Raw genomic sequence first — 11873 nt, 5'->3', positions numbered from 1 at the left:
CATGGGCACCGGCTGGGAAGCGGTGGCGAGGGCCGACCGCGGCACGGGACCCGCTTCGCGGGCGGGTGCGGATGACGAGCGCGCGACGCGGATCGGCGAACGTGCCCGGCTGCTGGACGGGGTACGGCAGTGGCTGGCCGAGAGCGGGGCCGAGCCGACTCCCGCGCGTGTGGCGCAGGCCCTGCGCGAGCAGGGCCGGGTGCTCGGGGACGCGGAGGTGCTGGGCGCGGCTCACCAGCTGCGCTCCGAGCTGGTCGGCAGCGGCCCGCTGGAGCCGTTGCTCGCCGACCCGTCCGTGACCGACGTCCTGGTGTCGGCACCCGACCGGGTGTGGGTGGACCGGGGCGGCGGACTGGAGCTGTCGACGGTGTCCTTCCCGGACGCGGCAGCCGTTCGACGCCTCGCGCAGCGGCTGGCCGCCGTGGCGGGGCGACGGCTCGACGACGCCAGACCGTGGGTCGACGCCCGCCTGCCGGACGGCACCCGGCTGCACGCGGTGCTGCCGCCGGTCGCGGTCGGCTCCACATGTCTCTCCTTGCGGGTCGTACGGCCGCGGGCGTTCACCCTCGACGAGCTGGTGGCGGCGGGGACGGTGCCGCCGGGCGGGGACCGGGTGCTGCGGGCGCTGATCGCTTCCCGGCTCTCGTATGTGATCAGCGGTGGGACCGGTACGGGCAAGACCACGCTGCTGAGCGCGCTGCTGGGTCTGGTGGGGCCCGCCGAGCGGATCGTGCTGGCCGAGGACTCGGCGGAGCTGCGGCCCGACCATCCCCATGTGGTGCGTCTGGAGGGGCGGCCCGCGAACCAGGAGGGCATGGGACTCGTCGAGCTCCAGGACCTGGTGCGGCAGGCGCTGCGGATGAGACCCGACCGGCTCGTCGTCGGCGAGGTGCGCGGTCCGGAGGTGGTGTCCCTGCTGGCCGCGCTGAACACGGGCCACGAGGGCGGCTGTGTCGGACAGCTCTGAAGATTTCAGTAGCGCACGATTCATTTCAGTGAAGATTTCAGTAGCGCACGAAAGACTTCAGTGTGCTCACCCAGCGTGATTGTGGCTCATCGGGCGTGGAGACCTTTTGCTCGATGGCCCATGTTGTGGCCAGGTTGCAGTGGGGGAAGAGCTGTCTCCTCGTGCGTCCAGCCCGCCGAGGGTGGAAGGTTAGTACCGTCGGCGAGATGCTGCGCGGCGCTGTGGTCATGGTGAGGAACTGGTTGATTTGCGAGGCGACAGCGTTCGGGGAGAAGGCGACCGTGGTCCGCCTTACAGGGCAGCTCCGGGGGCCTAGGCAGCTTCGGGCGTGAGTAGTTGAGGTACAGGAAATCCCGGTGAGATTGGTCTTGTTGGGCTTCCCCTACTGGTCGTCTCCGCTCCGTGCCTGCGCGAGCAGGTGGGCCACGACGTCGTCGGAGCCGCCCTTGGCTTGGCGGGCCAGGTCGTCCAGCACGGTGTCGCCGTCTAGGACCTGCGCGGTGAGCCGTTCTATCAGTGCCGGGTCGGTTCTGCTGCCGGGTCGGGCGCGGTCCGGGCGGCGGGGCCTATACCAGTGCCTGAATGGCGTGCAGCGTGCCGATGCTGGTGGCGAGGGTGCCAAGGAGGAGGCGCAGGGGGGTCTCGGGCAGGCGGCGCTGGAAGCGGGCGCCGAGGAGGGAGGTGGCGAAGGTGGCGGCGAGCGCGGCCGGGGCGAGGCGGGCCATGGGCAGGCCGCAGGCGGCGAGGATCGGGCCGAGCAGGGAGCCGCCGCCGATGCCGTAGATCCCGCCGACGATGCCGACCGCGAGGGCGAGGGTGGTGAGCGTGGCCGGTGACGGTTCCGCCGCGGCGGCCAGCCGATGGCGGGTGTCCCGTGCCACTGGATCTTGACCGTTTGCCATCGGACTTTGACGGACGCGAGTTTGTGTCATCGAAGTTTGATCACCGCAGGCACTTATGTGCAGCGCCTCGTAAACGTGCAGGTCAGAGCGTTGCGATCGTCGTGCAGGCTGCTCGATATGTGGGGACGGTGGGGTCAGGAAGGCTTGACCGCCGAAGGATCTTTTCAGCCAGTTGCAAGACTGGGCAAGGTCGAGTGCCTCTCCGGTTGCAGTGTCCCTGTTCGGGTTCTTTACTAGTAGGTACAAATCTATCTAAACCGTGCGGTCCGTGAGGTGGCGTGAAGGCGGACGGGCATGGGTTGCCGCGTGTCGGTGCGCTGGGCTCTCTGCAGGTCTCCGGGTGAGCTACATCGAGGAAGAAGCGGGCATCCTGGGACAGCTTGATGGCAAGGTCGGTTTGTGACTGCTCGACCGGGATCAGTCTGGCCATAGCCCGGTTCGTCGCCGAGGGCTCCACCGTCCACCTCACGGGCCGGAGCAGAACCGAGCTGGATGCACCAGTGGAGTCTCTCGGGGACCGGGCCGTCGGTATCCGAAGCGATGTCTCGAATTTCAAGAAGCGACGGCGACAAAGCTAGGAGTCATGTCCCATGCTCGCCATTCACCTCACGCAGTTCGGGGAGCCGGAGAAGAGCCTGAAGGTGGTGGACGTGCCCGAGCCCCCGGCTCCCACCGCCGGACAGGCGCTGGTCCAGGTCGAGTATGCCCCGCTTGACCACCATGACCTTCTCCTGGCGCAAGGTGTCTACCCCGTACGCCCTGAGCTGCCGACAGCCATCGGAAACGAGGGCGTCGGGACGGTCGTGTCCGTAGGGCCCGGCGTCATCGAGGTCCGCCCCGGCGAGAGGGTCCTGCTTCCCTTCGGCGTCTTTTCCTGGTCCGAGCGGGTCGTGGCCGAGGCAGCAGACCTGACCGTGGTGGACAAGTCCATCAGTCTTGAACAGGCAGCGATGCTCACCATCAATCCCGTCAGCGCGGGGCTCCTGGTCGGCCTGCGGGACCTCCCGGCCGGCTCCTGGGTGGTGCAGAACGCGGCCAACAGCGGGGTGGGCCGGTCGGTCATTGTGTTCGCCAAGGAACGAGGGCTGCGCACGATCAACATCGTGCGCCGCGCGGAACTCGTGAGCGAACTCCATGACCTCGGAGCCGACATCGTGGTTGTCGACTCGGCGGACGCCGGCGCGCGCGTGCGGGAAGCCATCGGATCCGATCCCGTGCTGCTCGGCCTTGACGGTGTCAGCGGTGCGGCGACCGCACTATTGCTGGACGTACTGACCGACGGCGCCCTGCTGGCGATCTACGGGTATCTGAGCGGCCGGCCGTTCACGCCCGATCCCGACGTACTGGGGACGAAGAACATCACCACGACGGAATTCTGGATGTACCAGGACGAGTTCCTTCCCCGGCTTCCGGCTCTGAACGCGGAGTCCGCGCGGCTGGTCTCCGAGGGAAGACTCGTCCTGCCCTCCGCGCCCGTCTACAAGGCGGAGGATTTTCCCGAGGCGCTCGCGTACTTCCGGGAGAACGGCAAGGTCCTGCTGGACTTCAACCCGCATCGCGCGTAGGCGCAGCCGCACCTGCCGCCGAAGCCGGGACCATCCCGGCAGGAAGCAGCCGGAGCCGATCACACAGCCGCTGCCGGGGCGCCGGCACGATCCCCGGCACACGATCAAGGAGGTGCAGCATGGCCGCACAGAGCACCATCGGCATTCTCGGCGCGGGAGAGATCGGCCGGGCCGTCGCCGACAAGGCCATCCGTCACGGGCACGAGGTACTCATCGGCAACAGCCGGGGCCCGGAGACACTCAAGGCGGTCGTGGAGCAGCTGGGACCGAAGGCCCACGCGGTGACGGCCGAGGAGGCGGCGCAGCCGGACCTCGTCTTCCTCGCGGTGCCGTTCTCCGCAGTGCCGGACCTGACCGGCCTTGCCGACTGGTCCGGGAAGATCGTCGTCGACACGACGAACCAGTTCGCCGCGGCCAACCCCTGGCGGGGCCGCTACGACGTCGGCGACCTCACGGGCAGCGAATGGGTCGCCCAGCGCCTGCCCGGCGCGCGGATCGTGAAGGCGTTCAACACCCTGTTCGCCGCGTTCATCGCCGCGGATCCCCAGCACGAGGAAGGCCGTCAGGTGGTCTTCTACGCGGGCGACGACGCCGACGCGAAGGCGGCCGTGGCCGGCTTGCTCGGCGAATTCGGATTCGCCGCCCTGGACCTCGGCGGGCTACGGGAGGGAGGCCGGCTGATGCAGTTGGACGGCCCGCTTAGCGCGAAGCACCTGCTGCTCCAGGACGCCGGCTGACGCCCCGGCCAAGCCCCATACACACCAGCGCACAGGAGGAGAATCATGAACCGTCGTGTCGTCTGGACCCGTAGCGGGGCGCCCGCCGACGTCCTGACCGTCATCGAGGAGCCCGAGCCGGAAGCACCCGTGCACGGTCAGGTCCTCATCCGTGCCACGGCCTTCCCGGTTCACCCTGGTGATCTCCTGGGCCTCGATGCCTTCCCCGCGACGGCTGCAGGGCCGGTACCGATCGGCGTGGAAGGGACCGGCTTGGTGGAGGCCATCGGCCCGGATACGCGCGTGGCTCCGGGCGTCGAGGTTGGCGGCCGTGTAACAGCCTTTCCCCTGCCGGGTGGGTGGTCACAGTGGATCCTGGCGAACGCTGAGACGGTCGTCCCCGTGCCTGATGAACTGTCGGACGAGGTCGCCGCGCAGATGCTGACGAACCCACTGACCGCGGTGATGCTGCGCCGTGAGGCGGAGCAGCACGTGGCCTTGGGATACGACGGCTATCTGGTGCAGGCCGCCGCCGGCTCGTCGGTCGGGCGGCTGGTAACCGGCGTGATGCAGTACCACAACGTGGGCCTGGTCAACGTCGTCCGCAGTGACCGCGGTGCCGCCGAGCTGCGCAAGCGGTTCCCGGACGTCCCGGTCGTTGCCACGGAGAATCCGGGCTGGGCCGACGAGGTCCGCAAGGCAGCCGGCGGCCGCCCGCTCAGTGTGGCCTTCGACCCTGTCGGCGGAAAGCTGACGGAAAGCCTTCTGGACCTGTTGGCGCCGGGCGGCAGACTGATTATTTACGGGGAACTCGCCGACGAGCCGATCTCGGTGCATGCGTCGACACTGCTGCACCGCGCGCTGACAGTGCGGGGCGCGACCCTCGGCCGGTGGCTGTTGGAGGCATCCGCCGAGAGGCGGGCATCGGACGCGGTCGCCGCGACACTGATCGCGCTGGCGTTCCAAAACCAGTTCGACGTGGCCGCTACGTACGACCTCGGCGAGCTGGCCACCGCCGTGAAGCACGCGGTGCAGCCCGGCAAGGTCGGCACCGTCCTCATCCGCCCTTAGTAGCCCCTGCTACCAAGGGCGGAGTCCTGCAACTTCCGTTATGGAAGCGAGGTAGCCATGAACGTGGACGACGTCCGGGAGCTGGCGCTCTCTTTCGCCGGAGTCAGCGAGTCGCGTCCGTTCGCCCCGGACCGCGTGGTGTTCAAGACAGTGGCGAACAACAAGGTGTTTGCCATCCTCAGTGGCCATGAGTTCCCGGACGACCAGGTGACAGTCAAGGCCGATCCGGAGCGGGTCACCGCGTTGCAGCACCGCTTCGAGGCAGTGCACCCGGCGTACAAGCTGAACAAGCGGTACTGGGTCAACATTTCGTTGGCCGGCGATGTCCCGGACGAACTGATTCGGGAGCTGATAGAGGACAGCCACGATCTGGTCGCACCATGAGCCCCGGGCGACCAGGTGCACAAATCGCCGGCGCTGCGCGGCAGGAGCATCGGCCGCTGGATGTCAGACACCTCCCTCGGCAGGCAGACATCCGACGTCGCCGCCGCGAAGATGATCGCGATGGCGGCCAAGGACCGGTTTGCCTGGCTGCCACCTACGGTCTCGGCGACCTGGCACAGGCCGTGCAACACACGCGACGGCCCGGCAAGGTCGGCACCGTCCTCATCCATCCCTGGTAGGCGCCCCTGTGCTGCTGATCGTCCTGTTCGTAGGCGGCTTGCGCGCCAATGGCCAGGCGACGCCCGTGACGTCTGGCGGGGCAAGACCTCCTGGGCGTGCGGCCCATGGCACCGAAAACCCAAGGGCCGTCCAGAACAGGACCGGGTCACGGCGCCGAACGGTCCTCCAGCCGGTCCGGCGCCGGCTCGTTCGTGGACACGCGGGGAAGAAGGGCCAGTGCCTGCTCGGCAGCGCCGGTGACAACCTCCGCTGCGGCTCCCGCCCTGCCCAGGGCCTCCAGTCCCCGCAGCACAGCAAGGAGAAGGCTTGCGAGACCGTCCGTGTCCGCCTCGGCATCCAGCGAGCCCTCCTCCTGGGCCCGGGCAAGGCAGTCCGACAGCTCGCTGTGCATTCCGCGGACAGTCGCAGCAATCCGCTCGGCGACGGTCTTGTCGACCGCGGCGAGTTCCGTGGCGCTCCTGGCCATCATGCAGCCGCGCCGCTCCACGTCCCTGCTGATCGCTTCGGCGATGTCGCGCACAAAGCGCTCCAGTTGCGGGAGGGCCGGTCCCGGGCCGCGCAGAGCAGAACGCCAGGCTCTGATCGCGTCACTGTTGTAGCTGTCTAGAGCCTGCAGGAACAAGGCGTGTTTGTCTCCGAATGCCCCGTACAGGCTTCCGCGTCCCAAGCCCGTGACGGCGCTCAGATCGTCGATGGAGGTGCGGTCGTAACCGTGGGACCAGAACTGGTCGCGAGCAGCCCGCACAACCTCCTCGTCGTCAAACTGCCGAGGCCGGGCCATGAGAAAACTGTACGCCGCGTAAGGGGCATTACGGGGCGAAGACAGGACAGTACGAGCCTGTTTCGAGGCTTGCGAACATCGGCTCGCCCGAACGTCCAAGCTTGTACTGCCTGCCCCGCTCACCCTCAGAAGGGGACCCCGGGAACCCCTATGACCTGATGAACGGAAGAAACGGCAGAGGCCCCTTCGCCGACTGCGGCGGCGACACGCTTGATTGACCCATGTCGTACGTCGCCAGCGGCAAAGACACGGGGAATGCTCGTTTCAAAGGGGAGTGGGGAACGTTGCAGTTCCTGCCAGGGCGGCCCCAGACTTTTTTCATCAATGTGCACATCGGTATATACGAATCCGTCCTTGTCGGCTGCGCAGGCTGCATTTAGCCAATCAGTTGCCGGTGTTGCACCTATGAAGCAGAAAAGCCCGCCGCATCCCAGCAGAGATTCGACGCCAGTAGCGGAATTTCTGATCCTGATGGCCTCCAGAGAGTCTTCCCCTTCGAGTGCTGTCACTTCGCTTGACGTATGCACGGTAACCCGCGGATCCGCGAGGATACGGCGAACAAGATAAGAAGACATGCGGGCCCTGATGTTGTCGCGGCGCAGGATGATGTTGACTGCAATTGATTTACCGGCCAGGAACAGAGCTGCTTGCCCTGCAGAGTTCGCCCCTCCCAGCACGGACACCGACCTGCCTGCGCACGAACGGACTTCCAGCTCAGTGGCAGCGTAATAGATTCCTGCCCCTTCGAAGTGTTTCCAGCGGGCGATCGGAAGGGACCGGTAGCGGGCACCGGTAGCGATAATAGCGGCGCGCGCAAGAATATCCGTGCCGTCGGACAGGGAAATCTGAATCCGGTCGGCAAGGGGCTGGAGGCTTACGGCACACGAAGGCGAGTAGAGGCGAGATCCGAATTTCAGCGCCTGTATGGCGGCGAGGCGGGTCAGTTCGGCGCCACTGATTCCGTTAGGGAACCCCAAGTAGTTCTCGATGCGGGAACTAGCTGCTGCCTGACCTCCAGGGCCCACGGCATCAAGCAGGACAGTCCCGAGTCCCTCTGATGATCCATACACCGCGGCACCCAGTCCGGCAGGGCCACCCCCGATGACAGCGAGGTCTATCTCTTCGTCCTTGATTCCTTCATGTGACAGTCCGAGATTCATCGCGAGGCTTCCGGGTGTGGCGTTGCGTAGCGAGCGCCCCGGAAGGAGAACAGCAGGCAAATCACCTGCGGTGAGCGAAGCGAGCCCCATCAGCAGCAACCCGTCCGGCGTTGCATCGTCCATCCAGCGATACGGAAGTGCCATGTGTTCAAGGTACGAGCGCAGCGCCAGGCACTCGGCAGAGGAAGCGCTTCCGATGACCTCAATGGTGTGCGAGGCGGACTCCATCAAAATTTCACGTCGAGCCCTGAAAGCGGTGAGCAGGATGTCGGATAGTGCGGTCTCGGTTTCCATCAGCAAGCGAAACCGGTCGGGTGGGATTCGATAGATGCGGCCATCCGTGGCAGCGCGGGCAGGGAGATACACGAACTGTCCCGTGAGAATGCTGAGTTCACCGATAAATTCTCCCGGTCCGAAGGTGACAATCACCTCCTCGGAATAACCCGGCCCTGCCTCTCTGATGATTTCAAGCTGGCCTTCTTCGATGACCACCAGGTCATACTTGTCATCTCCCAGACGGAATACAAACTGCCCTGCGGAGATGTTCTGCGGAACTCCGAACTCAAAAAGTCGGGCCAGCTGGTCTCCCGCAAGATGCGGATAGGCTCTATCGCCCCAGATTCGGCGGCCCGGTTGTCGCGAGGGCATGATCTGCTCCCCTAGATCGAGGCATTACACCAGCAGCCGGTCCCGCACTGCACTGACATGGGTTGGCCCTTCCCGGCTCCGAGTTCTTCGACGCCTGAGGCAAGAATCAGCACTTCAAGGACGGGGCGCAGTTCCCCAGGCCTCCGCCGGCAGCCGGGCCAATCCGTCTTCGGGCCTCTCTTCGCGGCGATGCCAGCACATGGCGGCCGTATTCAGACCTGGACAAGGCCGCCGTCAACGAAGAGCTCGGCTCCCGTGGTGAAGGAGCTCTGGTCAGAGGCGAGAAAGACGGCCGTGGCGGCGACTTCGTCGGGGCGTCCTATCCTGCCGAGGGGAATCTCGTCGGCGAGACGGTCTGCCAGTTGCCGTTCGCCCTTTGCCGGGCTGCCCAGACCGCGGATGCCAGGGGTCTCTATCGGTCCCGGGCTGAGGGCATTGACACGGATGCCGCGCCCCGCGAGTTCGGCGGCCCAGGTGCGGGCCAGGTTGCGGATAGCTGCCTTGGTGGCGCTGTAGACCGTCATGGCCTGGACGCCCATCGAGGCGTTGGTGGACGAGAGCACGATGACCGAGGCGCCGTCCGGCAGCAACGGGAGTGCCTTTTGGACCGTGAAGATCGTCCCCTTGACATTGATGTCGAAGGTCGAACGGTACTGCTCCTCGGTGATCTCCTCCAGCCGCGCCAGCTCGCCGCCGCCGGCGTTGGCGACGACAACGTCCAGCCGTCCGCTGCCGCCCTGGATGATCGCGAACAGCTCATCCAGCGCATCGAGATCCGAGACATCACTTTGTATGCCGATGGCCCGTTCCCCGAGGGTTTCCACAGCCGCGTCAAGTTCGGGTTTGCGCCGGCCTGTGAGGTACACGGTGGCGCCCTCGGCGACGAACCCACGTGCTATGGCCAGACCGATCCCGGTCGAGCCGCCAGTCACCAGGCTGATCTTGCCATCAAGCTGTCCCATGATGTCCACATCTCCCTTGCGGCAACCCGACCAGAGACCGACTGAAGGCCCAGCGCACCGGCACGCGGCAACTACGCCCCACCCGACGGCGGAGCCCTCCGCGGCCTAGCTCACGGACCGCATGGTTTAGATCGATTTGTACCTATTAGTAAAGAAGCTCTGAGTGGCGCGCTGCAACCGGAGGGGGACGCGCCTGCGGACTGTCGAATCCTGGATCAGCCAACGGGAGGGCTCTGGCAGCGATTCAAGCTGAGCGGTACCCGGGCCCGGGGAAGTCCACAAGGTCCGCGAGTTCGATCACCGAGTTCTTGTCCGATCGCGGCGGTCTCGGCGCTGCCGAGACCGCCGAACTGGTCGCTCGGCCTCTCGAATGTGACAGGCGAGAGTTCCCATGCCCACCCCTCCAAGACGAAGTGCGCACATCGCGGTCGGTCTATGGCCGTGATCGCTGCCGGGCGGCGAGGTAGGGCGCCCAGCTGTTCCCGGCGAGCTGGGACCAGCGGTGGGCGGTCGCGGGGCTGATGCCGAAGAGGTCGGCGACGACGATGGGCGGCAGGTCGGTGATGGCCTCCATCAGCGCGGTGTTGCGTGCAGCGCGTAGGGGAAGCCCGTGGTGCCTCATCTGGTCTGCCAGACCGGCGGGGTTGCGGGGACGGCCGGGCACGGCGCCCGGCAGGAGGAGGTGTCGGCGGCTCGGCGGGGCCAGAGGATCGTGAAGTTGAGCGATCTGCTTATCCACAGGCCGGCGTGTGACCGGCTGCAGGCCCGTACGGTGTGGGCTTCGCTGATCACGAGCACGGGGGTGCGTTGTGCCGTACGAGGTTGACCTGGCCATCCGGGCGGAGGATGCGCTGGAGGACCTGCCGCCGCAGGGACGCCAAGAGGTCATGGAGACGATTGCCGCGGCGCTGGTGCGGCCCCGCGCGTGGCCGGAGCCCGGCGGGTGGCATGCGGCGGTGGTGTTCGGGCCCCGCTCGTGGGTGTCGTTCACCGCGTTCCTCGGTGGCATCGAGGTGATCGACGTGGGCTGGGCGGGTTGACGCAGTCCGGCGTGCTCGCAAGGAGCGCGGCCGCGCAGGCCAGCACGTCCTGCGGAGTGTGCTGGGCGAGCAGGCCTTGCAACTGCGACTCAAGACGGTGACGCCTCTCGCGTCGCTCGCGCGCGAGACCGGTCGTGATCCGCTCGCCGAGTACGTCCCGAGGGCGCCGACCGCTGGCGGCCGCCTCCCGGCGGATCAGAGCATGGAGGTCCTGGGGGAGGCCGACATTGAGCAGCACGCGGCCATCGCGATCGGGGTAGTACGTGGTCAACACGTCGATCGGCAGAACATCGTCCAGCCTGCGCCGCAGCCGGTGCAGCGCACGGCCCGGACTCGTGCCGCTGTGCACCGTCATCAGCCGGGTGCGGTCGGCGTTCGCCGCGAAAGGCATCCTGCGACGGGCCCGGTCGAGCTCCCGGGCAGTAGCGGGTCTGGTCAAGGAGATCTCGACGGCATACTGGTGCATCGTCACGAGTGGGCCTGCCGAGGTGCGGGACTGCCGGGACCGGGACGGCGCCGGTGTGCGGGCAGGCGGGTGTGGATGTGTTCGTGGTGACGGAGCGGGTCGAAGAGCTCCCAGTCCGCCACAGCGAGATCACCAGCCGTAGGGGTGGCGTCATGCTGAAGACACCGCTGACGGCGCCAGCGCAACTGCTCCTGATACGGCAGCGCAGACAGGCTGTAGACAGCCATGACGTCCGACGGTAGCGCCAGTTGACCGCGCTGCGCGCTCACGGGCACCAAACTCCACATGCCACGCAGAGCGCCAGAACCGAGTACCTTGTCGCGGCAGCGCACGCGGCGCCGGGTCTGGGTGACGCACTGGATTTCCTCGATGGGACAGGACGCCAGGTAGCGCAGGTACAGCAGCTGCACCACGGGCCTTGCCGGGCGGCATACCTCCTCACCCGGTCGCGGGCCATTCTGCGGCGGGGCCGCAGACGGGGCGAAGACCCCAGCATCCAGCAGCCTGCGCGTGCGCAGCGCAAGAGAACGCCGCAGCCCGGATAGCTGCGGTGCCTCCAGCGGTGCCGGACGCGCGGGACACAGCACGGCGTGCGGCAGGCGGCACCAGCTGCTCCCGTCGCCAGAGGGATGAGCGACACCGGAGCTGACGTGCCAGCGGCAGGACTCCGGCACCCGGCTGGCAGGCATCTCCTGCGGATGCATCCGCACCCGGCGCTCGTCACTGCGCACGTACCACTCGACCGCATTGCCGCACTCGCGGCAAGACGCGGTCTGGCCACAGCGCAGCAGCCGGCTGACACCCTCCGGGTCGACCCGCAAGGACCTGCGGGGTGGGGCGCTCACGCGGCTGCCGTCCCAGCGCCGCGCAGAAGGATGAGGCGAAGAGCACATGCGGGCGAAGCTGCCAGCCAACACGCCGCGCCGACAGCACCCGGCCCGCCGGATCCCCCGGGCAGACCAAAACAAGGC

General features: G+C 67.1%; 10 protein-coding genes and 3 pseudogenes. 6 read left to right on the top strand and 7 right to left on the bottom strand.

From position 1 onward, the window contains the following. Position 1 precedes the first annotated feature (1 nt). A pseudogene (locus ASC56_RS15915) lies at positions 2–952 on the top strand (TadA family conjugal transfer-associated ATPase); the annotation flags it as partial. 581 nt (positions 953–1533) lie between these two features. Here ASC56_RS15915 and ASC56_RS15905 read toward each other — a convergent pair. Next, positions 1534–1821 (bottom strand): annotated as a pseudogene (locus ASC56_RS15905) (sulfite exporter TauE/SafE family protein); the annotation flags it as partial. 638 nt (positions 1822–2459) lie between these two features. On the opposite strand from ASC56_RS15905, the gene ASC56_RS15900 reads away from it, so the two are divergent. The 4 genes from ASC56_RS15900 to ASC56_RS15885 all read left to right on the top strand — a co-directional run bounded on the left by ASC56_RS15900 (position 2460) and on the right by ASC56_RS15885 (position 5605). Beyond that, positions 2460–3434, top strand: a complete 975-nt coding sequence (locus ASC56_RS15900) for a zinc-dependent alcohol dehydrogenase family protein (RefSeq protein WP_055492066.1) — start codon at positions 2460–2462, stop codon at positions 3432–3434. Between the two features lie 89 nt (positions 3435–3523). Then, positions 3524–4171 carry an NADPH-dependent F420 reductase gene (locus ASC56_RS15895; protein WP_371330074.1) on the top strand — a complete coding sequence of 216 codons (648 nt, stop codon included), beginning with the start codon at positions 3524–3526 and terminating at the stop codon, positions 4169–4171. Between the two features lie 45 nt (positions 4172–4216). Beyond that, complete coding sequence (locus ASC56_RS15890) at positions 4217–5221, top strand: zinc-binding dehydrogenase (RefSeq protein WP_055492064.1); 1005 nt, start codon at positions 4217–4219, stop codon at positions 5219–5221. A gap of 57 nt (positions 5222–5278) precedes the next feature. Next, positions 5279–5605 carry an MmcQ/YjbR family DNA-binding protein gene (locus ASC56_RS15885; RefSeq protein ID WP_055492063.1) on the top strand — a complete coding sequence of 109 codons (327 nt, stop codon included), beginning with the start codon at positions 5279–5281 and terminating at the stop codon, positions 5603–5605. Between the two features lie 385 nt (positions 5606–5990). Here ASC56_RS15885 and ASC56_RS15880 read toward each other — a convergent pair whose 3' ends face one another. The 4 genes from ASC56_RS15880 to ASC56_RS41905 form a co-directional block, all read right to left on the bottom strand. After that, entirely contained in the window at positions 5991–6626 is a 636-nt protein-coding gene (locus ASC56_RS15880; protein WP_055492062.1) for a TetR/AcrR family transcriptional regulator, read from the bottom strand. Positions 6627–6751: 125 nt separating this feature from the next. Beyond that, the gene (locus ASC56_RS38030; RefSeq protein WP_079102525.1) at positions 6752–8434 is read right to left on the bottom strand and encodes a cyclic nucleotide-binding domain-containing thioredoxin-disulfide reductase; all 1683 of its coding nucleotides are present in this window, start codon (positions 8432–8434) and stop codon (positions 6752–6754) included. 212 nt (positions 8435–8646) lie between these two features. Further along, complete coding sequence (locus ASC56_RS15875) at positions 8647–9396, bottom strand: SDR family NAD(P)-dependent oxidoreductase (RefSeq protein WP_055492251.1); 750 nt, start codon at positions 9394–9396, stop codon at positions 8647–8649. Between the two features lie 433 nt (positions 9397–9829). Then, the gene (locus ASC56_RS41905) at positions 9830–9970 is read right to left on the bottom strand and encodes a hypothetical protein (RefSeq protein ID WP_234376966.1); all 141 of its coding nucleotides are present in this window, start codon (positions 9968–9970) and stop codon (positions 9830–9832) included. Positions 9971–10205: 235 nt separating this feature from the next. Here ASC56_RS41905 and ASC56_RS15865 point away from each other — a divergent pair, with 235 nt between their 5' ends. Next, entirely contained in the window at positions 10206–10436 is a 231-nt protein-coding gene (locus ASC56_RS15865) for a hypothetical protein (protein ID WP_055492060.1), read from the top strand. 468 nt (positions 10437–10904) lie between these two features. Here ASC56_RS15865 and ASC56_RS43120 read toward each other — a convergent pair whose 3' ends face one another. Then, positions 10905–11129, bottom strand: a complete 225-nt coding sequence (locus ASC56_RS43120; RefSeq protein ID WP_371330075.1) for a hypothetical protein — start codon at positions 11127–11129, stop codon at positions 10905–10907. Between the two features lie 279 nt (positions 11130–11408). Beyond that, positions 11409–11795 (bottom strand): annotated as a pseudogene (locus ASC56_RS43115) (DUF6083 domain-containing protein); the annotation flags it as partial. Positions 11796–11873 lie beyond the last annotated feature (78 nt).

This window comes from Streptomyces sp. TP-A0356 (assembly GCF_001417775.1).
Classification (GTDB): Bacteria; Actinomycetota; Actinomycetes; order Streptomycetales; family Streptomycetaceae; genus Streptomyces.
This window is presented reverse-complemented; position numbering and strand designations above follow the sequence as displayed.